This is a genomic window from Pseudomonas sp. LABIM340 (genome assembly GCF_040017195.2).
In the GTDB taxonomy this organism is placed as follows: domain Bacteria; phylum Pseudomonadota; class Gammaproteobacteria; order Pseudomonadales; family Pseudomonadaceae; genus Pseudomonas.
In genome coordinates, this window is sequence record NZ_CM200227.1 from 224,232 (window position 1) to 248,362 (window position 24,131).

The following is a 24,131-nucleotide window of genomic DNA, read 5'->3' on the forward strand; positions in this document are numbered from 1 at the left end:
ATTGGCGCTTTAGTAAGCATTGGACGGTATCGATTGGCAACCCTATGCTCGCCTGCCGCTCCCGCTCTCCAGGTTCCCTGCCATGCACACCGTGTTCGCCGTCGTCCTGCCGATCTTCGCGCTGATCCTGGTCGGCTGGCTGTGCCGGCGCACCAACCGTCTCGGCCCGCAGGCGGCTTCGGAGATCAACAAGCTGGTGGTCTGGCTGTGCCTGCCGGCGCTGCTGTTCAAGGTCACCGCCACCGCGACCTGGGCGGAAATCTGGCAGCCGGGCTTCCTCGCCGCCTTCACCGGCGGCTGCCTGCTGGTGTTCTTCGCCACCCTCGTCTGGCGCCTGATGCAGGGCCGCGCGCTGCCGGCGGCGAGCATCGACGGCCTCAGCGCGTCCTACGCCAATACCGGGTACATGGGCATTCCGCTGTGCCTGCTGGTGTTCGGCCAGGACGGCCTGGAGCCGGCGCTGATCGCCTCGCTGCTGGTGGTCTGCGTGCTGTTCGCCATCGCCGTGGTGTGCATCGAGGTCGGCCTGCAGGAGGAGAAGCACATCGGCCGCGCCGTCTGGGTGGTGAGCAAGGCGCTGGGCAAGAACCCGCTGGTGGTCTCGCCGATCATCGGTGGCCTCTGGGCCGTAACCGGCATCGGCCTGCCGGCGCCGCTGCTGCACTTCCTCGATATGCTCGCCGCCGCCACCACGCCCTGCGCGCTGGTCTCGCTGGGCCTGTTCCTGGCGCAGAAGCAGGAGGGCGAGCAGGTCGGCGCCTGGCCGCTGGTGGCGATCAAGCTGGTCGGCCAGCCGTTGCTTACCGGCTTCCTCGCCTACAAGGTCTTCGACCTGCCACCGCTGTGGGCGGATTCGGCGCTGCTGCTCAGTGCGCTGCCCACCGGCACCGGGCCGTTCATGCTCGCCGAGTACTACCAGCGCGAGGCGGCGGTGGTGTCGCGGAGCATCCTGGTGTCGACGCTGGGGTCGCTGGTCACGCTCTCGCTTTGTCTGCTGTGGATCGCCCGATAGCGGACTTAGTATCCATCGGCATCGGCGTAACCCTTTAGGAGCGGGCCATGCCCGCGATCGCGCGCATGGCGCGCTCCTACAGGTGCCAGGCATAAAAAAACGGACCGGCCATCGCGGGGACGGCGGGTCCGTTGCGCAAACGCAGGGAAGCGTCACCGGGGAAAGGTGACGCTCCAGACGCAGCCCCTCAGGCGTATGGCCCGAATTGCGTCAACGTTGCGATCAAGCCGGTTCGGTCAGCGCGCCCGCAGCGCGCGCGGGTAGTTGGCGGCCGGAGATCCGGTGGGCGTCGCCCGCCGGTGCCGTGCCCTTGTCGTAGGGTTTGGCCAGCATGTAGACCAGGCCCGCGCCGATCACCACGACGGTGGTGAGGATCATCGAGTAGTTCATGTACCACGGAGCATCCGGGGTGCGCGGCCAGACCATGTTGGTGATCGCCGCCACGCCGTAGATCAGCGCGGCGACGTTCACCGGCACACCCCACTTGCCCAGGCTGAAGTGGCCGCCGGGCACCCAGCCCCTGGCGCGGGCGATCAGCGAGGCGATGACGATCAGCTGGAAGGACACGTAGATGCCGATCGCGGCGAAGCCGACGATGGTGGCCACGGCGTCGCCCATGAACAGGCCCAGGCAGACGATGGCCGCCGGCATCACGCCCGCCACCACCAGCGCAACGGCCGGCACGTGATTGGTGTTGAGCTTGGACAGGGCCTTGCTGCCGACGATCATCTCGTCGCGGGCATAGGCGAACAGAAGGCGGCTGGCGGCAGCCTGCAGGCTCAGCACGCAGGACACGAACGACACCATCACCACCGCCATCACCAGCTTGGAACCCACCGGACCGAAGGCGTTGGCGAGGATGGTGGTCACCGGGTCGGTGTCTTCGCCGTTGATCACGCGCTGGATGTCCGGCACCGAGAGGATCAGCGCCAGGCACGCGAACATTGCGGCGGCGCCGCCGATGTAGATGGTCATGCGCATGGTCTTGGGGATCATCTTGCCGGGGTTCGGGGTTTCCTCGGCGACGTCACCGCAGGCCTCGAAGCCGTAGTACTGGAACAGCCCCGCCAGGGATGCGGCGAGGAAGGCCGGCCAGTAGCTGCCGTCGATCCTGATGTCGAAGGTGTTGAACAGCACGCTGAACGGCTGGTGGCGCTCGAAGATCAGCAGGTAGCCGCCCACCAGCAGCGCCCCGCCCAGCTCGCAGATGAAGCCGAACATGGCAACGCGGGCCAGCAGCTTGGTGCCGGACAGGTTGAGCACGGTGGACAGCGCGATCAGCGCCAGGGCGATGCCGATGGCGGCGTTGCCGTGCATCTCGAAGCCGAGCATGGCGGCCATGTACGGGCTGGCGCCGACGGCGATGCCGGCGATGGAAGTGCACAGCGCCCAGGCATACACCCAGCCGACCATCCACGCCCAGCGTTTGCCCACCAGGCGACGCGCCCAGGGGTAGACGCCGCCGGAGATCGGGAATTGCGAGACCACTTCGCAGAACACCAGGCACACCAGCATCTGGCCCAGGCCGATCAGCAGGTAGGTCCAGAACATCGGCGGACCACCGGCGGCCAGGCACAGGCCGAACAGGGTGTAGACGCCGACCACCGGCGACAGATAGGTGAAGCCCAGGGAGAAGTTCTCCCACAGGCTCATGCTGCGTTCGAAGTTGGAGCTGTAGCCGAGGGCAGCGAGCTGCTCGGCATCGGAATCGGTTACGCCAGCGGCACGCTTGGCAGGGGACCCACTCATCGTTGTTTCCTCTCGGGGGTTGATGGGCAGAAGGCAATCGTCCGGCGGGCCTCACGACGCCCGCCGGTTCCCTTTTCGGGTTTTTAGTTGTGTGTACTGCTGTGGAATTACTGGCCGTCGTCGAACTGCGAGAGCCACTGCACCGCCTGCTGGTGGTAGCGGGTGAAGCCCTTGTAGTCGACGAGTTGCTGGTCGAGGCTCTTGAGCACGCGGTGCATGCGCTTGGCCCACGCCGGGTTGGTGGCGATGTCTTCCAGGCTCAGCAGGTAGGTGCGGATCGGGAACACGATGGCGTTGCTGCGCGGCAGACGGTGCAGCGGCTGCAGCTCGATGCGCAAGTAGACCTTCTGACCGGCATTCTCGGCGGTCACCGTGGTGCGGTCCGGCGCCCACTCGGGCAGGGACTCGGCGGACACGTCCAGGCGCGGGTTGACGGTCAGCGACCAGTTCAGGCGACGCACCGGGTGGCCGTTGCGCAGGCGCAGGAGGAACTTCAGCGCGCGGTCGAGCATGCCGGTTTCCTTCACCAGCGGCACCGGGCCGTGGAACTCGTGCCAGGCCATGCCCAGGTTGAAGCGCAGCGAGTAGTCGGCGCGCTGGGTGGCGATACCCGCGCCCCAGTACAGGGTGCCGTCGCGCTCTTCCTGCAGGACCCAGTCGCCCTGGGCCTGGCGGGTGACGTACTCCATCGGCTCATAGGGCAGGGTCGACGGATCACCGAAGGTGAAGGTGTCGTCGATGTTCAGCAGCTTGTTGGTCCAGTGCCAGCGGGTGCCGTCCTTCTCCAGGGAGAAGTACTCCGGGTAATCCTTGGCGTAGGACTCCATGATCAGTTCGAGCAGGTCCCACTGCGCCTCCATCATGTGCGGCGCGGAGACGTAGTGCATGCCTGGGTCCTTCTCCAGGGTGATCGCACGGTCGCGGCACTCGCTGATGTAGTGCTCGTCGATGTCGAACACCGCGCGGAAGGCGTCGGTGCCTACCGAGACGTGCGGCTCCAGGTTCATCGAGTACATGTACTCGTCGTCCGGGAAGGGCCAGGGCGCGCGGTCGATGCAGGCCTGGCTGTTCGCGTAGGTGTAATCGTCGCGGTAGGTTTCGTCGGGGCGGAATTGGATGGTCATGGTCGTTCTCCGGCTCAGCAGTCGATGACCAGCCGCGAGCACTTGGCACGCGACACGCAGGGCATGATCTTGGTGTTGGCGGCCTTGTCCTCGTCGGACAGCCAGTCGTCGGTGTGGAGGATTTCTCCGTCCAGTTCGAGGACGTTGGTCTCGCACATGCCGCAGGCGCCGCCGCGGCACAGGTACGGGATCTCGTGGCCGGCGGCCTCGGCGGCTTCCAGCAGGCTCTGGTCGGGCGACACGTCGATGGTCGCGCCGCTGCGCGCCAGGGTGACCTGGAACGCCTCGCCGACGCTGCCCTGTTCGAGGAAGCGCTCGTAGTGGATGTGGCTGTCGGTCCAGCCGTGGGCGTGGGCGGCGTCGATGGTCGCCTGGATCATGCCCTCGGGGCCGCAGACGTAGACGTCGCTGCCCAGCGGCCGGTCGGCCAGCACGGCGGAAATGTTCAGGCGCTCGCCGCGGTCGTCGCGGTACAGCCGCACGGCATCGCCGTATTCCTGCAGCAGCTCTTCACCCAGGCGCGCGTGGGCGTCGCCGCGTACCGCCAGATGCACTTCGAAGGGCGTGCCGCGCAGGCGCAGTTCCGCCAGCTGCGAACACACCGGGGTGATGCCCACGCCGCCGGCGATGAACAGGTGCAGGCGCGCGTGCTTGCTCAGCGGGAACAGGTTCACCGGGCGGAGGATATCCAGCTCGTCGCCTTCCTTCACCACGTCATGCATGTGCTTCGAACCGCCACGGCCTTCTTCCACGCGGCGCACGGCGATCTGGTAGGCGCTGGCGTCGTAGGGCGAACTCATCAGCGAGTAGGCGTTGCGGTAGGTACCGCTGGCGTGGGGCATCAGCACCACGACGTTGCTGCCGCCGGAGAACGGCGTCAGGTGCGCGCCGTCGGTGGAGGCCAGGGTGAAGCGCTTGATCTCCGGGGTCACCTGCTCGATGCGGGTGACGCGGACGTTCAGGGTTCCGTTGGACTGGCTCATGTGTCGAGCTCCTCGGCATCTGGCAGTTCGCCGGGGACTTCGGCGTCGGCCTTCACCGCCTGGAAGGCGGCGAGGCGGCGGGAGTAGTGGTCGCGGACCACCAGGGTGCGGGCGCAGTGCGGGCAGTCGAAGACGCGCTGGGTGACGTTCTCGGTGTAGCCGTCGCAGTGCACGCACCAGACGCGGCGGACAAAGGAGCCGGCGTGCTCGCGCAGCACTTCGTCCTTGTTCAGGTTGATCGCGTCGGCGGCCTGCATGGCGGTGCCGATGAAGCTCTCGGAACCGGCCAGGTACAGGCGGGTGCCCATGCGCGACTGGCCCAGCAGCGCGTGCAGGTCATCGACCAGTGCGCGGTTGCTCGGGTAGATCGACAGCTCGACGTCGGTGATGTCGCGCAGCGCGGCGAGGTGATCCTGGCCGGAGAAGGACTCGGTGGCGTACAGCACGCGGATGGGCGCGCTGCGCGGCATCTCGGCGAGCAGGCGGAGCATGGCGGCGCCGCCGCTGCCCTGGCCGGCGATGATGTGGTGGTGACCACCTGCGAGCGGGCGCAACTGGTCGTAGACCGGCCGGCTCTTGATACCTGTGATGAGCATTATTCTTGTGCCTCCAGAACTGCCGGCACTCCAGGTCAGGGGCGTCGGCGCGATTCGAGGACCCGTGCACGGCCACGGGTCGGAGATACACAGAGCACAGGCTGTGCCAAATAGCTAAGTAATTGAAATTAAAAGGAAAAGTAAAAATATGGAAACGCAGGTGTAAGCAGAAATGACAACGCCTGTAGGCAGGCTTGCAGCGGTGGATTGTCGCAGGGGGCGTTTTCGAAGCGGCGGGAAGGCGGCGTGATCGGGTGCTGAGGAAATGCTGTCTGTAGGAGCGAGCTTGCTCGCGAACCTTGCCGTAACTCGGGGCCTGCGGCCGCCCTCACCCCAGCCCTCTCCCAGAGGGAGAGGGCTGGGGTGAGGGGCTTTTCGGAAAACAGCGCGGTAGGGCGCATAACCCGGAACGGGTTATCCGCCACCACGGCGGATAACGCCGTGGGGCGTTATGCGCCCTACGTCAGGTGATTTTTGCGGAAGCGCTCAATCGTCCCGCTGCAACTTGCGGATCAGCGTGCCGACATCGATGCCCAGGTGGATCGCCGCCTTGCGCTTGCTGCCGCACAGGCGCACCGCGCGCAGGATCACCTGGCGTTCGTAGCGCTGCACCTGGGCCTTGAGTGGCTGGTCGTCGATGGCCGCCGCCGGTTCGTCGAGGGCGACGGGGCTACCGGCCGGCGGCGCGCCGAGCAGTTCCGGCGGCAGGTGCAGCTCTTCCGCCACGTCGTCGGCCAGCACCGCGAGGCGCTCGAAGATGTTCACCAGCTCGCGGATGTTGCCGGGGTAGTCGTAGCCCAGCAGGCGTTCGCGGCAACTCGAGGCCAGCCGAAGCGGCGGCTGGCGGTCGCGGTTGATGCGCGCCAGGAGGATGTCGATCAGTACCGGCAGATCGTCGCGGTGGGCGCGCAGCGGCGGGATTTCCACCGGCAGCACGGCCAGACGGTAGTAGAGGTCGGCGCGAAATTCGCCGGCCGCCACCTGGGCGCGCAAATCCTTGTTGGTGGCGGCGATCACCTGCACCTGGACCTGTTTCGACAGCGGCGAACCCACCGGCTGGATGGTGCCGTCCTCGAGGAACTTGAGCAGCTTGGCCTGCACCTGCAGCGGTATCTCTCCGATCTCGTCGAGGAACAGCGTGCCGCCCGACGCACTCTCGATATAGCCGCGCTTGCCCGACTGCAACGCGCCGGTGAAGGCGCCGCGCTCGTAGCCGAACATCTCCGACTCGAACAGGGTTTCCGGGATGCTCGCGCAGTTCACGTCGATGAAGGGCCGGTCGCCCCAGCCGGCGGCGCGGTGGATATGCCGGGCGATGGCGGTCTTGCCCACGCCGGGCTCGCCGAGCAGCAGCAGGCGCGCGCGGCGGCGGAAGGCGCGCACGCCCATGTCGGCGATGGAGGAGAGCAGCGGCGACATGTGCAGCGCGTTGTCCTGCGGGTCGCCCAGCCCCTGCAGGTCGGTGGTCGAGGCGCGCCCGGAAGGGCTGCGCAGGCTGCCCGCCGTGCCCGGCTCGTACTCGCGCTGGATCAGCAGGCTGTAGGGCTTCTCGTAGGCCGTGGTGGGCACCGCCTGGGCGCGGGTGAGGAACACCCGGCCATCGCGCGAGCGGGTCAGTGCGCTCTTGCCGCCACGGCGCAGGGCCTGCTGGAAATCGTCGAACTGCAGCGCTGAACGCTGGAAGAAGTCCACATCCGGCAGGCCCAGCACGTCCACGCGGGTCACGCGGTTGACCCGCTCCGCCGCGAGGTTGATGAAGCGCACTCGCGAGTCGCCGTCGCAGACGATCAGCGCCTCGCTGAAGCTGTCCAGCAGGGCGTGCAGCGCCGGGGTTTCCAGCAGGGCGGAGAGCATCTCCGCCGACGCGCTGACCGACGAGCGCATGCCCATGCGCAGCGGCGCGAAGAAGCCTTCTTCGCTCATGCTTCTTTGCTCATGGATGGAGCTCCGTCGCCTTGTTCGCCAAGCGCAGCACGAAGACGCGCCAGGCCACACCCTCGCGGATGAGGATGCGCGAGCAGTGGCTGTTGAAGGACTGGTAGTTGCCGAACTGGTCCGGCAGGTCGAGTACCTGCCAGGTGCGTTCGGGCAGCGGCATGCGGTTCAGCGTCGAGGCCAGCCCGGCGGCGCGGGTGATGCCGAAGGTCTGCTCGAAGGCCGCGTTGCGCCATTGCGGCTGGGCCTGCTCGTCGATCACCAGGACGGCGTCGGGCACCGCGTCGAACACCCGGCGCAGCGCTTCGATGCGTTGCTCGGCATCGTGCTGCATGCGCAGCTCCTGACTGACGTCGCGCAGGCTGCCCCACATGCGCAGCATGCGGCCGTTGTGGATGCTGGCGCGCACGTCGTTCTCCACGTAGGCCGGCGAGCCGTCATGGCGGCGATCCACCGACAGCGCGCCGTCGACATGGAATTCCGCCTCGATCAGGCGCCGGACGAACTCTTCGTTGGCCGGGCTGCGTGGCCAGTACAGGCGCACCGGCTGCTCGCTGAAATCGACGTCGGCGGGCATCTCGTAGATGTTGGCCATGGCGCGGTTGCACATGCGCCAGTAGGAGCGATTTTCGAACACCTGGCGGACGATCTCATCGGGCGTCTCGCGCACGTCCACCGACTCGGCGAACTCGATGCACCAGTAGGCGACCCGCGCGCTGAAGAGCATCTGGCTCATCACCTCGTTGGCGCTCTGCAGCTCGCCCAGGCGGCGGCTGATCGGCCCCAGTGGCATCTTCACCAGGTGCAGGCGCGCCGGCTCGCCGTCGCGCCATTGCAGCACGCCGCTGGCGAGCACCGGCAGCAAGCCGCCATTGTGGCGGATCAGCGTCAGCTCCAGGTCCTGCACGCGTTCATCGGCCGGCGGGCTGGCGAACAACTGCATCAACGCGTTCAGCGAGTCCGCGGTGTAGATCAGCTCGGCGCCCTGGCCATCCAGCGAGCCGGGTGCATAGCCGAGCTGATCGGTCTGCTCGGCGGAGACTTCGATGAAGCGTCCCTGGGACGTCAGGCTGTCGGACAGCAGCAGGCCCCTGTCCAGCAGCAGTTTCAGTGGGTCCATTTCTCCCTCCAAGGCAGATCTCCAAGGCAAATTCCCAACACGGCGATGCGGCCGCACGGCCGCAAACGAGCGGCACCCGAGGAGACCAAGGCATGTTGCATGCCAGCCTGAAATACCCGTGCGCCGTGGGGTAGCGCGCACGGGTGTATGCAAAAACGCAGCACTGCGGGCAACCCTGCAGCGCAGATTGCAGAGTATCCGCTGCAGGGTTGCAGCGCCGCGCCGGGCGATGGAAGGCGCGGTGATTTCGCGGCAAATACTGGCCAGTTGATAGCTTTTGAGTTCGTTTGAGGTGCTGGCGCTGCTAGGATGCGCGCGCGTTTCGCTCCCTGAAGCGCCCGTCCCAGAGCCCGTTCCCTACAAGAGGCCGCCATGCGCAAGCACCGCCGTTTGACCTTCCGCCACATCGGCCAGATCAACGTGACCAACCGCCTGAGTGGCGACCCCATGGGGGTGGTCCTGGATGTCTCGATGGGTGGCCTGCGGCTGGTGACGGAGGAGCCGCTGGCGCCGGGCAGCTGCTACGACATGCGCCTGGAGATTCCGGTGCGCGAGGATCACACCCGCTCGGTGGACATCACCGCGATCTGCCAGTGGTCGAAGAAGGACGCGAAGAATGCGCGCTTCGAGCAGGGCTTCAAGCTGGACCGGCCGAGCGCGGCGTTCACCGAGCTGGTGACGTCGATGTCGGTGAGTTTCAACCGCAGTCTGTTGGGGAGGGCGCGGTTGTCGTGATGGGGTTGGCTTGGGTGCAGTCTGATGCACCCTCTCCCCAGCCCTCTCCCTGAAGGGAGAGGGAGTCGTTCGGTGTGCGCTGCAACCACAGTGTTAGCCGGCGAGCGCTGAACCTCCAGCCCACTCGGGACAGTCCCCTCTCCCTTCAGGGAGAGGGTTAGGGAGAGGGCACGCCCAGCGCCGGACTCTCCCAAAATACTCCCTACCCCAACGTCCCCATAATCTGCACCCCCACCCGCTCCGGAATCTCGTTCTGCGACAGCACGTGCAGCCCCGGGCTGAACACCCGCGCGTAACGCGCCAGCAGCGGTCGCAGCTGCGGCATCACGGTGAGGATCGGCGGGTGGCCTTCCTTGCGCAGCTTTTCCTTCACCACTGGCATGCTGTGCTGCAGCTGGTTGAGCAGGCTGGGCTCCACCGGGATGTTGTCCAGGCTCACCGGGCCGGCCTGCTGGGCGATGCTCAGGGCGCCGAGCAAGGTGTTCTCCAGGGCGTTCTCCAGCACGAACACGCTCAGCTCTGGGCGGTCACCGGCAATCGAGGAAACGATGCTGCGGCGCAGCGCATAGCGCACGTCGGAGGCCAGCAGCACCGGGTCCTTGGTGGTCTCGCTGCCTTCGAGCAGGGCGCTGGCGATGGTGACGATATCCTTGAGCGCCACTTCTTCCTGCAGCAACTGGCGGAACACCCGATGCTGCTGCGAGTAGGTCAGCTGCGCCTTCAGCGATTCGGCCAGCTTGGGCGCCTGCAGGGTCAGGCGCTGCATCAGGTGCTCGACGTCGTCGTGCTTGAAGATGTCCGGCAGGTGCTCGCGCACCACCTTGTTCAGGTGCGTGGCGACCACGCTGGCGCAGTCGATCACCTGGTAGCCCAGGTTCAGCGCGCGGGACTTGTCCGCCGGGAGAATCCACACCACCTGCATGCGGTACGCCGGATCGATGCCGAGGATGCCGTCGATCTCGCCGTAGAGTTCCGGCGAGGGAATCGCCATCAGCCGGTCGGCGTGGATTTCCGCGCCGTCGATGCGCTCGCCGTTGATGTGAATGGCGTACTGTGAGGCCTTCAGGCGCAGGCTGTCGCGGATCTGCACTTCCGGCAGGAGGAAGCCCAGGCTTTCCGAGAGCGTCTGGCGCACCCCGCGAATCCGTTGCGGCAGCGGCGCACCGCTGGCTTCGTTGACCAGGCTGACCAGCTTGTAGCCCAGGGAGATCGACAGGCGCTCCACCAGCGGGATGTCTTCCCAGCCCAGTTGCTGCGCGCGCTCCTGGTCCATCGCTTGCGTCAGCGCCTGGGTCTGCTCCAGCGTATTCGCCTCGATGGGCGGGCCGGCCAGCGACAGGCGCCAGGCGATGAAGGCCACCAGTGCGGCGAAGGCAAAGAACGCCACGTGCGGCATGCCGGGCACCAGGCCGAGCACCACGAGGATGCCGGTGACGGTGTAGAGCAGCGACGGCGAGGCCAGCATCTGCTTGCGCACCAGACTGGTGATTTCCGCCGACTCGTTGACCCGCGTGACGATGATTGCCGCCGCGGTGGACAGCAGCAGCGCCGGGATCTGCGCCACCAGGCCGTCGCCGATGGTCAGCAAGGCGTAGCGCTGGAAGGCCGCACCGGCCGGCAGGTCGTAGACGAACACGCCGATGGCCAGGCCGCCGAACAGGTTGATCAGCAGGATCAGGATGCCGGCGATGGCGTCGCCGCGGACGAACTTCGAGGCGCCGTCCATCGCGCCGTAGAAGTCGGCTTCCTTGGCCACTTCCGAGCGACGGCGCTTGGCTTCGTTCTGGTCGATAAGGCCGGCGTTGAGGTCGGCGTCGATGGCCATCTGCTTGCCGGGCAGGGCGTCCAGGGTGAAGCGCGCGGTCACCTCGGAGATGCGCTCGCCGCCCTTGGTGATGACCATGAAGTTGATGATCATCAGGATCACGAAGACGATCAGGCCGACGATGAAGTTGCCGCCGATCACCACGTGGCCGAAGGCTTCGATCACCTTGCCCGCCGCGCCCGTGCCGGTGTGGCCGTCGAGCAGCACCACGCGGGTGGAAGCGACGTTCAGGGTCAGGCGCAGCAGCGTGGTGACCAGGATCACCGTGGGCAGCAGGGAAAAGTCCAGCGGACTCTTCGACGACACGCTGACCAGCAGCACCAGGATCGCCACCACGATGTTGAAGGTGAACAGGGCGTCCAGCACCAGCGGCGGCAGCGGCAGGATGATCATCGAGAGGATCGACAGGATGATCAGCGGGATGCCGATGCGGCCGCTCTGGAAGGTCGGCAATAGTGACTGCAGTAGGCGCATGGTCAGACTCTGTTCAGCAGTTCTTCGGGAATGGGGACGTTCTTGATCAGCTCCGGCCGCTCACGGCGCCCGGAGCGCCAGGCCTTGAGCTGGAGGATGTAGGTGAGGACGTGGGCCACGGCCTTGTACAGCTGCGCGGGGATCTGCTGGTTCACCTGGGTGGTGGCGTAGATGGCGCGGGCCAGCGGCGGTAGCTCGATCACTTCCAGGTCATGGGCCTTGGCCATCTTGCGGATGTACAGCGCGGTCTCGTCCAGGCCCTTGGCGACCACGTAGGGCGCCTGGGCCTTCTTCGGGTCGTAGCGCAGCGCCACGGCAAAATGCACCGGGTTCACGATCACCACGTCGGCGGTCCTGATCGTCTTGCTGATCTGCCGGTGCACCAGCTGGCGCTGCATCTGGCGAATGCGCGCCTTCACTTCCGGGCGGCCTTCCTGGTTCTTGTGCTCTTCCTTGCGCTCCTGCTTGGTCATGCGCAGCTTCTTCTTGAAGAAGAAGTACTGGATCGGGATGTCGATGACCGAGAACAGGATGAACACCACCAGCAGCGACAGGGTGATGTCGTAGAAGGTGCCGAAGGCGGCGGCGATGGCGCTGTGCACGTTGCTGCGCTGCAGCGCCAGCAGGCCGGGCAGGGCGCCGTGCAACTGGTAGAGGGCGACGAGGATCAGCACGACGATCTTCAGCATCGACTTGGCCAGCTCCGTCCAGTTCTGCATCGAGAAGATGCGCCCAAGCCCGGTGATGGGGTTGAGCTTGGACAGCTTGGGCATGAAGTTCTTGCTGGAGAAGATCCAGCCGCCGGGGATCATCGAGAACAGCACCACCAGCAGCGGCGTGACCAGCAGCGGTAGCAGCGTGGTGATGAACAGCACCAGGTGGTGGCCGAGCACCAGCGGCAGGTCGTCCAGGCCGATCTCGCTGTGCCGCAGATCGATGAAGGACAGCGCAAAGCCTTGCCTGATGCCGTCGTAGAAGTGCTCCACGCAGAACTTCAGCGCCACCAGCGTGGCCAGTAGCGAGAGGGTGGTGGAGAGGTCCTTGGAGCGGCTGACCTGGCCATCCTCGCGGCTCTTTTTCAGCTTCTGCTGGGAGGCCTCTTCCGTTTTCTCCTGGGCGCTGTGCTGGTCAGCCATGGCGCCCCTCGCGGAAGATCACACCGATGGCATCGAGCAGCTGGCGGGTGAGCTTGAGGTAGTTCTCGGGGATGTCCGGCAGGGTCAGCCAGATACACGCCAGGCCCGCGATGATCGCCATGGGAAACCCTAAGGAGAACAGGTTGAGTGCCGGCGAGATGCGGTTGAGCAGGCCGAAGCAGAACTGCACCAGGGTCATGCAGAACACCACCGGCAGGGTGATCAGCACGGCGGCGGAGAACACCCAGGCGAGGCTGCCGGCCACTGACTCCAGCCCCAGGTAATGCAGGCCGCTGCCCACCGGCCAGTAGACGAAGCTCTGGTAGAGGATGCTCACCACCAGCAGGTGGCCGTCGATGGAGAGGAACAGGAACACCAGCAGGATGAAATACAGTTGGTAGAAGATCGAGGACGACGACACGCCGTTCATGGGGTCGTTGTACACCGCCATGCTCAGGCCCAGCTGGGTTGAAATCACGTCGCCCACCAGGGTGAACACGGTGAACACCAGCATCAGCGAAAGGCCCAGCATCAGGCCGAAGACGATCTGCTCCAGCGCCACCAGCAGGCCCTGTGCGGACAGCGGATCGATGGCCGGCGGGCGCGGCAGCGCGGCGCCCAGGGCGACGGTCAGGGCCAGGCCGAGGAGAATGCGCAGGCGCATGGGGATCGCCTTGTGGCTGAAGATCGGCGCCAGGGCGAACACCGCCATGATCCGGCAGAAGGGCCACCACCAGGCCTGCAGCGTTTGCAGGTAGTCGAAGGCCTGCAGGATGGATGCGCCTTGCTGCATGGCATCAGCCGACCAAGCGGCCCGCCTGGTGGAACGACTCGATGAACAGCTCCGAGAGCGTGCGCAGGATCCAGTGGCCGGCGAACACCAGCATCCCCAGGGTGATCAGCAGACGTGGGAGGAAGCTGAGCATCTGCTCGTTGATCTGCGTGGCCGCCTGGAAAATGCTCACCAGCAGGCCGCCGATCAGGCTCGGCACGATCAGCACGCAGACGATCAGCGCGGTGATGTGCACGGCGTTGGAGACGATATCGACGGCGCTTTCCGGAGTGAGCATCTTTGGTTTTCCGTCAGGGTCGCTAAAACGGCTGCACGCTGCTGGTCAGCGTGCCCATCATCAGGGCCCAGCCGTCCACCAGCACGAAGATCATCAGCTTGAACGGCAGCGAGATCATCATCGGCGAAAGCATCATCATGCCCATCGCCATCAGCACGCTGGCCACTACCAGGTCGATCACCAGGAACGGGATGAAGATCATGAAGCCCAGCTGGAACGCGGTCTTCAGCTCGCTGAGCACGAACGACGGCAGCAGCAGGGAGAAGTCCAGGTCATTCAGGTTCTCCGGCACCGTCTCACCGGCCAGGCTGACCATGGTTTCCAGCGAGGTGCGGTTGGTCTGCGCGAGCATGAAACGGCTCAGGGTCTGCTTGGCGCGGCCCAGGCCGTCTTCCAGGCTGATCTGGTCGGCCTCGAAGGGCTGGTAGGCGTTGCTGTACACGTCCTGCCAGACCGGGCGCATGACCAGCAGGGTCATCACCAGGGCGATGCCCACCAGCACGTTGTTCGGCGGGCTCTGCTGCAGGCCGATGGCCTGGCGCAGGATCGCCAGCACGATGACGAAGCGGGTGAAGCAGGTCATCAGCATGAGCATCGCCGGGAGGAAGCCCAGCAGGGTCATGACGATGAGGATCTGCAGCTTGACGCTGAAGGCCTGGCCGTCCGCCGTGTCGTGCAGGTTGAACAGCGTGATCTCGCCGCCGGCCGCCTGCGCGTAGAGCGGACAGAGCGCGGCGATGAGCAGGCCAAGTGTGGCCAGGCAGCGGGACAGCATCACGCCGTCAGGGCGTCGAGGCTGGCGCCGCACAGTTCGAGCACGCGCAGGCCGTAGTTGCCGTTCATCACGACCACCTCGGCCTTGGCGAACAGCGCGCCGTTGACCTTCACGTCCAGCGGCTCGCCGGCGAGTTTGTCGAGGATGATCACGCTGTTCGCGTCCACGTCCATCAGCTCCTTCAGCGAGATTTCCACCGAGGCGACTTCCAGGGTGACGTTCACCGGGATCTTGCCGAAGAAGGCCAGGTCCTGCTGCGGCAGCGGCGCGCGCACGGGGTCGGCGGGGATGTCGGTGACGTCCTGGGTGAGGCCCAGGTCGCCGTCGTTGATCAGCGACTCGAACTCGGAGTCGGAGAGAGAACCGGTCATGGGTTTTTCACGCTTTCCAGGGAGGAGAGGAAGAGGGTGCCGTCGTCTTCGAAGATGGCGCCGCGGAACAGCTTCTGCTGGTTGACCCGCACGTCGACGCGCTCCAGCGGGCGGATCGTCAGTACATCGCCCGGCTCCAGGGCCAGCACCTGAGACAGCGGCAGGCGCGCGGCGGCGACCACGCAGTCCAGGCGCAGCGGCAGGTGCTTGATGTGCTCCACCGGGTTGCCGGTCATGCGTGGCGGTGGCGGGCCGGCGAGGCGGCGGGTCAGTTCGTCCGCCAGCGGGTTGTCCAGGTAGAGGTAGAGCGAGGAGCGCTCGCCGGTCAGGTGGCTGACGTAGCTGAACTCGGCGACGTACTCCCACTGCACTTCTTCATAGGTAGGGTCGATCTGCTGCAGGCGGCCGACCGATTCGCCCATCAGCAGGGCGCGGCCGAACAGGTCCACCACGTCCAGGCCGAGGCGGTCGAGCATGCGCTGCTCGGAGCTGCTGATCGGCGGCGTGTCGCGGCTGGCGACCACGGTGCCACCGTAATAGCACTCGATGACTTCGGTGAGCAGGGCACGGTCCATGGCGAAACCGAACTTGCCCAGGGGCGAATCGAATAAACACTCCAGTTCACGGGGAAGTTCCTCGTGAAGGGTCAGGTTATCCAGTTCGAGATTGATTCGATAATGCCGCAGGAAGTAGTCGCTGATAATCCGCGGATATTTTCCGGAGATCTCTTTGATGTACTGCGGGATCTTGTGATAATGCCGGCCGAGTTTCTGCGGTTTCAGTCGAATCAGACTATCGGCGGGCACGCCATGGTGGACTTTTGATTTACCAGTCATGCTCAGCGTCGTACTTCCAGGTTCGATCTGCCATCTGCCCAAGGACACGGGAGGTGTCATGACCGCCGGGATCGGCTGATCGTTGCTCGCGGCATGCTCTGTCTTTCAGGAAGCCCGTGACTGCTGCGTCACAGGCTGCTGACGTGGCGCAATGATAGCGATCTGAGGTCGTTCGATTAAATCAATAGATATCAAATGCTGTTTTTGACGGAACTTTTTGTCTATTGATTTAAATTAATCGGCGGGAAGCTATGGCGTAGTGCTGGCACTTGTTAGTGTGGGTGAGTTAGTTACAGGTTGCAGCGACTTCTGTTGTGACGAAGTTGTTGCAATGCCACCCGTGAGATAACCGATCCATGAAGAAGTTCCGCCGTCGCCGATAACATTTTTCGGCCGATGCTGGCGTTGAACGAAGGAGGGTTGTCGAACGCACTAGCGAATGGAAAGTTGCGGTGAACAGTTTAAGCCAGTCGATCGACCAATTATGTGAAACGCTGCTCGAAGAGCGGCCGGCGCAGAAAAAAGTTGCGATCATCGGGCCGTCCTCGGACGCCGCTCACGCCCTCCTTTTGCAGACGCTGCTGGCCGAAGGCTGCCGCGTCGAGCGCTTCTCCGGCTTCGCCGAACTGGCCCGTGCGCGCAGCGCTGCCTCCCTGCTGTTCATCCTCGCCGGCGCCTTCCCCGCCCCTGACCTTTATGCACAGGTCGGCGCGCTGCTCAGCGATGGCCGCGAACGCGACGTGGTGCCCATCGTCGGCTATGAAGAGCAGGACAAGGCCGCCACCCTGCTCGACCTGGGGTGCGTCGATTACCTGTTGTCGCCGTTCGGCGCCGGCCAGCTGGCCGCGCTGCTGCGCCGCCAGGAAGCCTCCAGCGCCGCCCAGGAACTGTTCGTCTCGCGCTCCCAGGCCGGCCGCCGCCTGCTGGCCATGGCGCAACGGGTCGCGCAGACCCGCGCACCGATCCTGATCACCGGCGAAACCGGCACCGGAAAGGAACTGCTGGCCCGCTACATCCACGGTATCGCCAGCCCGGACGCGCCCTTTATCGCGGTGAACTGCGCGGCGATCCCCGAGGCGATGCTCGAATCCATCCTCTTCGGCCACGAACGCGGCGCCTTCACCGGCGCGGTGACTGCCCAGCCGGGCAAGTTCGAACTGGCCAACGGCGGCACCCTGCTGCTGGACGAAATCGGTGAACTGCCGCTGGCCTTGCAGGCCAAGTTGCTGCGAGTGCTGCAGGAGCAGCGCGTGGAGCGCCTGGGCGGGCGCCGCGAGATCGAGCTGGACGTGCGCATCATCGCCGCCACCAACCGCGACCTGCAGGCCGAAGTCAGCGAGGGGCGCTTCCGCGCCGACCTGATGTTCCGCCTCGACGTGCTGCCGTTGCACATCTCGCCCCTGCGCGAGCGCAAGGAAGACGTGTTGCCCCTGGCGCGCCGCTTCATTCGCCAGTACGCCCCGCAGGATGCCGAGCACGACCTGCTCACCGAAGCCGCTGGCCGCGCGCTGTTGCAACACGACTGGCCGGGCAACGTGCGCGAGCTGGAGAACACCCTGCAACGCGCCCTGGTGCTGCGCAACGGCCTGTTCATCCAGCCCCGCGACCTCGGCCTGGCCGCGCCGGATGCACCTGTCGGTACCGTCGCCGCGGTGATCCCGCTGGCGGCCGAAGGCGGTCGCGCCGCGCTGCGCGCCAGCGGCAAGCTCGCCGAGTACCAGCACGTCATCGACACCATCCGCCGCTTCGGCGGGCACAAGACCAAGGCCGCCGAGAGCCTGGGTATGACTACCCGTGCGCTGCGCTACCGGCTCAACGCGATGCGTGAGCAGGGCGTGCAGGTGCAGTTCTGATTTCGTTTCCGGGGGAAACTTCCATGAGTTCGATCATGCAGGTGCAGCAGGACATGCTGGACCGGATGAACCGTTACGCCGACCTCGCGAGCGGCCCGGCCGTGCGGCCCGCCGCGCAGCTCGCCACGCAGTTCGACGAGCGTGCGCAGGCTCCAGGCATCGGCGCCAGCTTCGAGCAGGCGCTGCGCTCGGTGGACGCCGAACAGCACAAGTCCAGCGCCGCCATGGCTGCGGTGGACAGCGGCCAGAGCGAAGACCTGGTCGGCGCCATGATCCAGAGCCAGAAGGCCAGCGTGTCGTTCTCCGCGCTGCTGCAGGTGCGCAACAAGCTCACCGGCGCCTTCGACGAAATCATCCGCATGCCGCTGTAAGGACTGACAGTGCTGCAGAATCTCAAAGGGCGCCTGCCGCTCGACAAACTCAAGCTCGACCCGCGCCTGGGGCTGCTCGGCATCGCCCTGGGTGCCGCCCTGCTGGCCGCTGCCGTGGTCTTCTACCTGTGGCGCGACCAGGGTGCCTACCGCCCGCTGTATGGCGCCGGCGAAGCCTACCCGGCCGCCGACGTGATGCAGGTGCTGGACGCCGAGGCCTTCGACTATCGCCTGCACCCGCAGAGCGGCCAGGTGCTGGTGCGCGAGGAAGACCTGGCGCGCGCCCGCATGTTGCTCGCAGCCAAGGGCGTGAAGGTGTCCATGCCGGCCGGCTACGAGCTGTTCGACAAGGACGAGCCGCTGGGCACCAGTCACTTCCTCCAGGACGTGCGCCTGAAGCGCAGCCTGGAAGGCGAGCTGGCCCGCACCATCATGGGCCTGAAAGGCATCGAGCAGGCGCGCGTGCACGTCGCCCGCGAGGACAGCAATTCCTTCGTGGTCGGCCGGCGTGACCCGGCCAAGGCCTCGGTGCTGCTGCAACTGGCGCCCGGCCAGCGGCTGAGCCCGGAGCAGGTCGGCGCTATCGTCAACCTGGTGGCCGGCAGCGTGCCGCAGCTGAAGCCCGAAGACGTCAGTGTGGTGGACCAGAACGGCGTGCTGCTGTCGCGCGGCATCAGTGGCGTCGGCGGTCCCTCGCAGAACTGGCAGGCGGTGGACGAGTACCAGCGCAAGGCTGTGGGCAATGTCGAGGAAGTGCTGGCGCCGGTGCTCGGCCTGGGCAACTACCGCATCAGCGTGTCCGCCGACATCGACTTCAGCCAGAAGGAAGAAACCCTGCAGGCCTACGGCGAAGCGCCGCGCCTGCGCAGCGAAGTGCTGCGCAACGAGAGCACACTGGACCAGCTCGCCCTCGGCGTGCCGGGCTCGCTGAGCAACCGTCCGCCGGAGCCGCCGCCGCAACAGCAGCAGGGGCAGAACAACGCCCAGGGCAATAACCAGGCTGCTTCGGGCAACGGCAAGGTCGCCAATACCGACAACAAGGCCGCGACCTCGACCCGCGAGGAAGCCACCCGGCAGAACGACTTCGACCAGAGTGTCACCCACATCAAGTACCCGGCCTTCGCCCTGCGCCAGCAGAGCGTCGCGGTGGTGATCAACGCCTCCACCGCGCCCGAGGGCGGCTGGACCGACAAGGCCCGCGCCGACCTCGAAACCATGGTGAAGAGCGCCGTGGGCTTCAATGCCCAGCGCGGCGACCTGATCACCGTCAGCGTGTTCCCCTTCGCCGCCACGGCGGTGGAAGAGTCCTCCGCCAGCTGGTGGGAGAGCAGCGCCCTGCAATCACTGGTGCGCTACACCGTGCTCGGCCTGATTGCGCTGCTGTTCCTGCTGTTCGGCGTGCGCCCGGCGGTACGCAGCCTGACCCAGCGTGCGCAGCCGTCGGCCACCGCCGAGTTGCCCGAAGGCAGCGCGGAGTACCCGCTGGCGCTCGACGCCGAGCGGCGCCTGTCGCTGGGCAGTGAAAGCGTCGGCGGGCTCAACGTGCTCGGCGAGCTGAACCCGCTCTCGGAAATCCGCCTGCCGGCGCCGGGCTCGGGCCTGGAGCACCAGATCGAGCATCTGCAGATGCTGGCGAAGAACGACCCGGAACGGGTCTCGGAAGTGATCAAGCACTGGATTGGCCGCAATGACCGACACGAGCCTGCCTGAAGAAACGAAAAAGCGCGGCCCGCAGATGCGCGCCGTGAGCTCCCTGGAACAGGCGGCGATCCTCATGCTGAGCATGGGTGACGAAGCCTCTTCCGGCATCCTGCGCAATTTCAGCCGCGAGGAGATCGTCAGCATCAGCCAGGCGATGGCGCGGCTGTCCAACGTCAAGCAGAACACCGTCTCCGACGTGATCGGCCGGTTCTTCGACGACTACAAGCTGCAGTCCAGCATCAAGGGCGCGTCGCGCTCCTACCTTGCTGGCATGCTCGGCAAGGCGCTGGGCAGTGACATTACGCGCAACCTGCTGGACAGCATCTACGGCGAGGAAATCCGCGCCAAGATGGCGCGCATGGAGTGGATCGATCCCAAGCAGTTCGCCGCGCTGATCGCCAAGGAGCACGCGCAGATGCAGGCGGTGTTCCTCGCCTTCCTGCCGCCGGGCATGGCCACCGACGTACTCGAAGCCATGCCGCCGGAGCGCCAGGACGAGCTGCTGTTCCGTATCGCCAACCTCAGCGAAGTGAACAGCGACGTGATCGCCGAGCTGGAACAACTGATCGACCGCAGCCTGCGCGTGCTCTCCACCCAGGGCTCGCAGGTGCGCGGGGTCAAGCAGGCGGCGGACATCATGAACCGCTTCAAGGGCGACCGTAACCAGATGTTCGAGCTGCTGCGCGCCCACAACGACGACCTGGTCGGCAAGATCGAAGACGAGATGTACGACTTCTTCATCCTCTCCCGGCAGAACCAGGAAGTGCTGCAGACCCTGCTGGAAGTTATCCCGCTGGACGAGTGGGTGGTTGCCCTCAAGGGCGCCGAGCCCGAGCTGGTGCGCGCCATCCAGGGCGCCATGCCCAAGCGCCAGGCGCAGCAGATGGAGTCTATCAACCGCCGCCAGGGCCCGGTGCCGCTGAGCCGCGTGGAGCAGGTGCGCAAGGACATCATGGGCGTGGTGCGCGAGCTGGCCGCCGAGGGCGACCTGCAGGTGCAGCTGTTCCGCGAGCAGACGGTGGAGTAATCGCGCATGGCGATCAAAGTCATCAAGGCCGACAGCCGCGCCTGGCGCCCGTACCGCTTCCCGCCGCGCTGCGCCACCGCCAGCGCCGACAACCATGGCTGGGACAGCGACCCGGCGGCGCGCCAGCGCGCCATTTCCGAAGGCTTCCAGGAAGGCCTCGAGCGCGGCTACCAGGACGGCGTCGGCGAAGGCCGTGAAGCCGGCCTGCGCGAAGGTTTCGAGGCCGGTCGCCAGGACGGCCTGCGCAAGGGCCGCGAGGAAGGCCGCGCCACCGGCCGCCAGGTGTTCGACGAGGCCAGCGCACCGCTGCAGGCCGCCGTCGAGGCCTTCGGCGAGTATCACCAGGCCTTCCAGCGCAGCCGCCAGAAGGAGCTGCTGGAGCTGGTGCAGAAGGTCGCGAAACAGGTCATTCGCGTCGAGCTCACGCTCAACCCGACGCAGTTGCTGACCCTCGCCGAAGAAGCCCTGGCTGCCATGCCGGGCGAGCAGGGCGACGTGCAGATCCTGCTCAACCCGGAAGAATGCGCGCGCATCCGCGAGCTGAACCCCGAGCGCGCTGCCAAGTGGCGGCTGGTGCCGGACGAGCGCCTGGCGCTGGGCGAATGCCGCGTGGTCACCGCCCAGGCGGAAGCCGACATCGGCTGCCAGCAGCGCCTGGACAGTTGCATGGAAGCCCTGAGCGCGCACCTGCAGGACGAAGACTGAGATGGCCCTGGGCGACGGCTTCAAGCTCGAAGAAGCGCTGCGCTCGCTGGACTCGGTCCAGCTGGCGCGGGTCAGCGGTCGCCTGGTGCGCGTCTCCGGCCTGCTGCTGGAAAGCCTCGGCTGCCGGCGCATGACCGGCCAGCGCTGCTACGTGGAAGTCGCCGACGGCGAGCGCCTGGAGGCGCAGGTCGTTGGCTTCAACCGTGACATCACCTACCTCATGCCCTTCAAGAAGCCCGTCGGCCTGACCTCCGGCTCGCGGGTCTTCCCGGCGCCGGACGAAGCCGTGCTGCACATCGATCATTCCTGGCTGGGGCGCGTGGTCAACGGCCTCGGCGAACCCCTGGACGGCCTCGGCAAGCTCGCCGGCCGCCACCCGCTGCCCACTGAATTGCCGAACGTAAACCCGCTGCGCCGGCGCCCGGTGTCCGAGCCGCTGGATGTCGGCGTGCGCGCCATCAACGGCCTGCTGACCCTGGGCAAGGGCCAGCGCGTAGGCCTGTTCGCCGGCAGCGGCGTGGGCAAGAGCGTGCTGCTGGGGATGATCACCCGGCAGACCAAGGCCGATGTGGTGGTGGTCGGGCTGATCGGCGAGCGCGGCCGCGAAGTGCAGGAGTTCATCCTGCATTCCCTCGGCCCGGAAGGGCTGCAGAAGGCAGTCGTGGTGGTAGCGCCAGCCAATGAGTCGCCGCTGATGCGCCTGAAGGCCACCGAGCTGTGTCACAGCATCGCCGCCTACTTCCGCGATCAGGGCAAGGACGTGCTGCTGCTGGTGGACTCCCTGACCCGCTACGCCATGGCCCAGCGCGAGATCGCCCTGGCCCTGGGCGAGCCGCCGGCCACCAAGGGCTACCCGCCGTCGGTGTTCGGCATGCTCCCGGAACTGGTGGAAAGCGCCGGCAACGGCGAGGGCGAGACCGGCAGCCTGAGCGCCATCTACACGGTGCTGGCCGAGGGCGACGATCACCAGGACCCGATCGTCGACTGCGCCCGCGCCATCCTCGACGGGCACATCGTGCTGTCGCGCCGGCTGGCGGACGTCGGGCACTACCCGGCCATCGACATCGGTGCCTCGGTCAGCCGTTGCATGAGCCAGGTGGCGGACCCGCTGCACCTCTCCGCGGCGCGGCAGTTCAAGGAATTCAGCGGCACCTATGAGCGCATCAGGGAGCTGATCCCGCTGGGCGGCTATACGCCGGGTATGGACGTGAAGACCGACCGCGCTGTGCAGCTGGCGCCCATGCTGGAGCGCTACCTGCGCCAGGAGACCGCCGACGGCGCCGAACTGGGCAACAGCGTCGCGACCCTGCAAAGCATCGTCGGGGGGCGCTGATGAAGACGCAGATCGACATGCTCGGGCGCCTGGCCGATGTGCGTGGCGGCAAGGTCCGCGAGCTGTTGGGGCGGGTGAATTACCAGCAGAACCTCTGCCAGCGCTACCGCAACAACATCACCGGGCTGGACCGCTTGTGCGGCTTCAGCGTGGCCACCAGCACCCCGCTGCAGCGACACAACCAACAGCAGTACAAGGCGACCCTGCACAAGATGCTGCAGTTGCAGCGCCGCGAGCTGGAAGTCGCCGAACAGACCCTGGCGCGCATCCAGGGCGAGCTGATGGCGGCCATGCGCAGCGAGAAGGTGCTGACCCAGGTGATCGAGGCCAAGGTCGGCCAGTGGCAGCTGCAGCTTGCGCAGCAGGAACAGAAAATCCAGGATGGCCTCGCCGCGCAGTCCTGGTGGCGGGCGCGGGCGTGAAGGCAATGGCGGATAACTCGTTCCGAGTTATGCGCCCTACGATGGGTTTGCCCCGTAGGGCGAATAACCGCTAGCGGTTATCCGCCGGCTCTTGAGTCTCTGTGAAACACGGCATTTAAGTTTTGCTTCGAGGCGGTCGCCCTCTGAGGGAAAGGCCCAAAAATATTCGGATACCGACCATGGAAATCACCCGGCAACTGACCAGCGTCGCGCTGGCCACCAGCGAGTCCGCCAAGAGCGCGCGCAGCGAGCGCGTCGCCCCGGTGGCGGAGACCAGTGCGAGCGCGCCGGTCAACGATTCGCTGCGCCTGGACGAAATGCAGGAGACCCTGCGCGCCATGCCCGACGTGGACCAGAGCCGCGTCGCGGAAATCCGCCGCGCACTGATGAATGGCGAGCTGCAGAACGACACCAGCGTGCTCGCCACCAGCATCCTCTCCTACCATCGCGGCAGCGACGCATGACCCAGCGCGCGCGGCTGCTGCAGGTCATCGAGCAGGACATCCAGCAGGATGGCCGCGATTGCCTGGCGCTGCGCGAGCGCCTGCAGGAGCTGTACCGCCACCTGCTGGCGCGGGACAGCGCGCAGATCGAAGCGCTGAACCCGGACATCCAGGCACTGCTCGAAGGCGTCGCCGGCCGCGCCCAGCGCCGCAGTCGCGTGCTGCGTGCCTTCCACCTGCCGATGGACGCCGAGGGCATGCGCACGCTGCTGTCCAACTACCAGCCGCCGCGCCGCGAGGAGCTGCAGCAGGAGTGGCTGCAGCTGGGCCAGCTCACCGCCCAGTGCAAGCGCCTCAACGAGCGCAACGGCAAGCTGCTGGCGATGCACCACGACATCCTCAGCCAGCTCATGGGCGATCCGCGCGAACAGCCGGTGTATTCGCGCCAGCTGTACTGATCTGTCCCAGGGCGAGCTGCGATCAGGCTCAGTACTGGACTCCCCCTGTAGGAGCGGGCCATGCCCGCGACCGCGCG

General features: G+C 66.3%; 24 protein-coding genes. 11 read left to right on the forward strand and 13 right to left on the reverse strand.

The window, feature by feature from the left end; genetic code table 11:
- Nucleotides 1-82: 82 nt before the first annotated feature.
- Entirely contained in the window at nt 83-1,012 is a 930-nt protein-coding gene (locus ABKS89_RS01090; protein ID WP_138213277.1) for an AEC family transporter, read from the forward strand.
- 222 nt (nt 1,013-1,234) lie between these two features.
- On the opposite strand, the gene ABKS89_RS01095 is transcribed toward ABKS89_RS01090, so the two are convergent.
- The 6 genes from ABKS89_RS01095 to ABKS89_RS01120 all read right to left on the reverse strand — a co-directional run bounded on the left by ABKS89_RS01095 (nt 1,235) and on the right by ABKS89_RS01120 (nt 8,519).
- Nucleotides 1,235-2,761 (reverse strand): APC family permease, encoded by a 1,527-nt coding sequence (locus ABKS89_RS01095; protein ID WP_348588659.1) that lies wholly within the window; start codon nt 2,759-2,761, stop codon nt 1,235-1,237.
- Between the two features lie 107 nt (nt 2,762-2,868).
- A complete protein-coding gene (locus ABKS89_RS01100; RefSeq protein WP_138213275.1) occupies nt 2,869-3,885 on the reverse strand; it encodes a heme-dependent oxidative N-demethylase family protein in 1,017 nt (338 codons plus the stop codon).
- Nucleotides 3,886-3,899: 14 nt separating this feature from the next.
- Complete coding sequence (locus ABKS89_RS01105) at nt 3,900-4,868, reverse strand: PDR/VanB family oxidoreductase (RefSeq protein WP_138213274.1); 969 nt, start codon at nt 4,866-4,868, stop codon at nt 3,900-3,902.
- Nucleotides 4,865-5,464, reverse strand: coding sequence for a dimethylamine monooxygenase subunit DmmA family protein (locus ABKS89_RS01110; protein ID WP_348588658.1), 600 nt, complete (start codon nt 5,462-5,464; stop codon nt 4,865-4,867). Before ABKS89_RS01110 ends, ABKS89_RS01105 begins: the two co-directional genes overlap by 4 nt.
- Before the next feature lie 486 nt (nt 5,465-5,950).
- Nucleotides 5,951-7,387, reverse strand: coding sequence for a sigma-54 interaction domain-containing protein (locus tag ABKS89_RS01115; RefSeq protein WP_348588657.1), 1,437 nt, complete (start codon nt 7,385-7,387; stop codon nt 5,951-5,953).
- A 10-nt stretch (nt 7,388-7,397) separates the two neighbouring features.
- Nucleotides 7,398-8,519: a PAS domain-containing protein gene (locus ABKS89_RS01120; protein WP_348588656.1), complete on the reverse strand. Its 1,122-nt coding sequence runs from the start codon at nt 8,517-8,519 to the stop codon at nt 7,398-7,400.
- A gap of 372 nt (nt 8,520-8,891) precedes the next feature.
- Between ABKS89_RS01120 and ABKS89_RS01125 the strand changes: the two genes are divergently transcribed.
- Nucleotides 8,892-9,254, forward strand: a complete 363-nt coding sequence (locus ABKS89_RS01125) for a PilZ domain-containing protein (protein ID WP_017521274.1) — start codon at nt 8,892-8,894, stop codon at nt 9,252-9,254.
- Between the two features lie 202 nt (nt 9,255-9,456).
- Here ABKS89_RS01125 and ABKS89_RS01130 read toward each other — a convergent pair whose 3' ends face one another.
- From ABKS89_RS01130 to ABKS89_RS01160, 7 genes are read right to left on the reverse strand one after another with little or no spacing between them, the layout of a single operon-like run.
- Entirely contained in the window at nt 9,457-11,553 is a 2,097-nt protein-coding gene (locus ABKS89_RS01130; RefSeq protein WP_138213270.1) for a flagellar biosynthesis protein FlhA, read from the reverse strand.
- A 2-nt stretch (nt 11,554-11,555) separates the two neighbouring features.
- Entirely contained in the window at nt 11,556-12,689 is a 1,134-nt protein-coding gene (gene flhB, locus ABKS89_RS01135) for a flagellar biosynthesis protein FlhB (RefSeq protein ID WP_348588655.1), read from the reverse strand.
- Entirely contained in the window at nt 12,682-13,482 is an 801-nt protein-coding gene (fliR, locus tag ABKS89_RS01140) for a flagellar biosynthetic protein FliR (RefSeq protein WP_348588653.1), read from the reverse strand. Before fliR ends, flhB begins: the two co-directional genes overlap by 8 nt.
- Nucleotides 13,483-13,486: 4 nt before the next feature.
- On the reverse strand, nt 13,487-13,759 hold the full coding sequence (locus ABKS89_RS01145; protein WP_045213351.1) for a flagellar biosynthetic protein FliQ: 273 nt from the start codon (nt 13,757-13,759) through the stop codon (nt 13,487-13,489).
- 22 nt (nt 13,760-13,781) lie between these two features.
- The gene (gene fliP, locus ABKS89_RS01150) at nt 13,782-14,534 is read right to left on the reverse strand and encodes a flagellar type III secretion system pore protein FliP (protein WP_348588652.1); all 753 of its coding nucleotides are present in this window, start codon (nt 14,532-14,534) and stop codon (nt 13,782-13,784) included.
- The gene (locus ABKS89_RS01155; protein ID WP_192294086.1) at nt 14,534-14,905 is read right to left on the reverse strand and encodes a FliM/FliN family flagellar motor switch protein; all 372 of its coding nucleotides are present in this window, start codon (nt 14,903-14,905) and stop codon (nt 14,534-14,536) included. The genes fliP and ABKS89_RS01155 overlap by 1 nt, the downstream gene beginning before the upstream one ends.
- The gene (locus tag ABKS89_RS01160; RefSeq protein WP_138213265.1) at nt 14,902-15,741 is read right to left on the reverse strand and encodes a FliM/FliN family flagellar motor switch protein; all 840 of its coding nucleotides are present in this window, start codon (nt 15,739-15,741) and stop codon (nt 14,902-14,904) included. Before ABKS89_RS01160 ends, ABKS89_RS01155 begins: the two co-directional genes overlap by 4 nt.
- A gap of 473 nt (nt 15,742-16,214) precedes the next feature.
- On the opposite strand from ABKS89_RS01160, the gene ABKS89_RS01165 reads away from it, so the two are divergent.
- The 9 genes from ABKS89_RS01165 to flgN all read left to right on the forward strand — a co-directional run bounded on the left by ABKS89_RS01165 (nt 16,215) and on the right by flgN (nt 24,054).
- Entirely contained in the window at nt 16,215-17,594 is a 1,380-nt protein-coding gene (locus tag ABKS89_RS01165) for a sigma 54-interacting transcriptional regulator (RefSeq protein WP_518301070.1), read from the forward strand.
- A 23-nt stretch (nt 17,595-17,617) separates the two neighbouring features.
- Complete coding sequence (fliE, locus tag ABKS89_RS01170; protein WP_138213263.1) at nt 17,618-17,965, forward strand: flagellar hook-basal body complex protein FliE; 348 nt, start codon at nt 17,618-17,620, stop codon at nt 17,963-17,965.
- Between the two features lie 9 nt (nt 17,966-17,974).
- Nucleotides 17,975-19,675, forward strand: coding sequence for a flagellar basal-body MS-ring/collar protein FliF (fliF, locus tag ABKS89_RS01175; protein ID WP_348588650.1), 1,701 nt, complete (start codon nt 17,975-17,977; stop codon nt 19,673-19,675).
- Nucleotides 19,653-20,693: a FliG C-terminal domain-containing protein gene (locus ABKS89_RS01180; RefSeq protein WP_045213334.1), complete on the forward strand. Its 1,041-nt coding sequence runs from the start codon at nt 19,653-19,655 to the stop codon at nt 20,691-20,693. The genes fliF and ABKS89_RS01180 overlap by 23 nt, the downstream gene beginning before the upstream one ends.
- Nucleotides 20,694-20,699: 6 nt before the next feature.
- Nucleotides 20,700-21,398 (forward strand): flagellar assembly protein FliH, encoded by a 699-nt coding sequence (fliH, locus tag ABKS89_RS01185; RefSeq protein WP_138213261.1) that lies wholly within the window; start codon nt 20,700-20,702, stop codon nt 21,396-21,398.
- Between the two features lies 1 nt (nt 21,399).
- On the forward strand, nt 21,400-22,731 hold the full coding sequence (gene fliI / locus ABKS89_RS01190) for a flagellar protein export ATPase FliI (protein WP_348588649.1): 1,332 nt from the start codon (nt 21,400-21,402) through the stop codon (nt 22,729-22,731).
- Complete coding sequence (locus ABKS89_RS01195; protein WP_045213329.1) at nt 22,731-23,153, forward strand: flagellar FliJ family protein; 423 nt, start codon at nt 22,731-22,733, stop codon at nt 23,151-23,153. The genes fliI and ABKS89_RS01195 overlap by 1 nt, the downstream gene beginning before the upstream one ends.
- 179 nt (nt 23,154-23,332) lie before the next feature.
- On the forward strand, nt 23,333-23,617 hold the full coding sequence (gene flgM / locus ABKS89_RS01200; RefSeq protein WP_348588648.1) for a flagellar biosynthesis anti-sigma factor FlgM: 285 nt from the start codon (nt 23,333-23,335) through the stop codon (nt 23,615-23,617).
- Nucleotides 23,614-24,054, forward strand: coding sequence for a flagellar protein FlgN (flgN, locus tag ABKS89_RS01205; RefSeq protein WP_138213258.1), 441 nt, complete (start codon nt 23,614-23,616; stop codon nt 24,052-24,054). The genes flgM and flgN overlap by 4 nt, the downstream gene beginning before the upstream one ends.
- Nucleotides 24,055-24,131 lie beyond the last annotated feature (77 nt).

Excerpts from the sequence above, each read along its gene's own strand:
- ABKS89_RS01090 (WP_138213277.1), top strand. The coding sequence starts at position 83 with ATGCACACCGTGTTCGCCGTCGTCCTGCCGATCTTCGCGCTGATCCTG.
- ABKS89_RS01095 (WP_348588659.1), bottom strand. The coding sequence starts at position 2,761 with ATGAGTGGGTCCCCTGCCAAGCGTGCCGCTGGCGTAACCGATTCCGAT.
- ABKS89_RS01100 (WP_138213275.1), bottom strand. The coding sequence starts at position 3,885 with ATGACCATCCAATTCCGCCCCGACGAAACCTACCGCGACGATTACACC.
- ABKS89_RS01105 (WP_138213274.1), bottom strand. The coding sequence starts at position 4,868 with ATGAGCCAGTCCAACGGAACCCTGAACGTCCGCGTCACCCGCATCGAG.
- ABKS89_RS01110 (WP_348588658.1), bottom strand. The coding sequence starts at position 5,464 with ATGCTCATCACAGGTATCAAGAGCCGGCCGGTCTACGACCAGTTGCGC.
- ABKS89_RS01115 (WP_348588657.1), bottom strand. The coding sequence starts at position 7,387 with ATGAGCGAAGAAGGCTTCTTCGCGCCGCTGCGCATGGGCATGCGCTCG.
- ABKS89_RS01120 (WP_348588656.1), bottom strand. The coding sequence starts at position 8,519 with ATGGACCCACTGAAACTGCTGCTGGACAGGGGCCTGCTGCTGTCCGAC.
- ABKS89_RS01125 (WP_017521274.1), top strand. The coding sequence starts at position 8,892 with ATGCGCAAGCACCGCCGTTTGACCTTCCGCCACATCGGCCAGATCAAC.
- ABKS89_RS01130 (WP_138213270.1), bottom strand. The coding sequence starts at position 11,553 with ATGCGCCTACTGCAGTCACTATTGCCGACCTTCCAGAGCGGCCGCATC.
- flhB (WP_348588655.1), bottom strand. The coding sequence starts at position 12,689 with ATGGCTGACCAGCACAGCGCCCAGGAGAAAACGGAAGAGGCCTCCCAG.
- fliR (WP_348588653.1), bottom strand. The coding sequence starts at position 13,482 with ATGCAGCAAGGCGCATCCATCCTGCAGGCCTTCGACTACCTGCAAACG.
- ABKS89_RS01145 (WP_045213351.1), bottom strand. The coding sequence starts at position 13,759 with ATGCTCACTCCGGAAAGCGCCGTCGATATCGTCTCCAACGCCGTGCAC.
- fliP (WP_348588652.1), bottom strand. The coding sequence starts at position 14,534 with ATGCTGTCCCGCTGCCTGGCCACACTTGGCCTGCTCATCGCCGCGCTC.
- ABKS89_RS01155 (WP_192294086.1), bottom strand. The coding sequence starts at position 14,905 with ATGACCGGTTCTCTCTCCGACTCCGAGTTCGAGTCGCTGATCAACGAC.
- ABKS89_RS01160 (WP_138213265.1), bottom strand. The coding sequence starts at position 15,741 with ATGACTGGTAAATCAAAAGTCCACCATGGCGTGCCCGCCGATAGTCTG.
- fliE (WP_138213263.1), top strand. The coding sequence starts at position 17,618 with ATGAGTTCGATCATGCAGGTGCAGCAGGACATGCTGGACCGGATGAAC.
- ABKS89_RS01180 (WP_045213334.1), top strand. The coding sequence starts at position 19,653 with ATGACCGACACGAGCCTGCCTGAAGAAACGAAAAAGCGCGGCCCGCAG.
- fliH (WP_138213261.1), top strand. The coding sequence starts at position 20,700 with ATGGCGATCAAAGTCATCAAGGCCGACAGCCGCGCCTGGCGCCCGTAC.
- fliI (WP_348588649.1), top strand. The coding sequence starts at position 21,400 with ATGGCCCTGGGCGACGGCTTCAAGCTCGAAGAAGCGCTGCGCTCGCTG.
- ABKS89_RS01195 (WP_045213329.1), top strand. The coding sequence starts at position 22,731 with ATGAAGACGCAGATCGACATGCTCGGGCGCCTGGCCGATGTGCGTGGC.
- flgM (WP_348588648.1), top strand. The coding sequence starts at position 23,333 with ATGGAAATCACCCGGCAACTGACCAGCGTCGCGCTGGCCACCAGCGAG.
- flgN (WP_138213258.1), top strand. The coding sequence starts at position 23,614 with ATGACCCAGCGCGCGCGGCTGCTGCAGGTCATCGAGCAGGACATCCAG.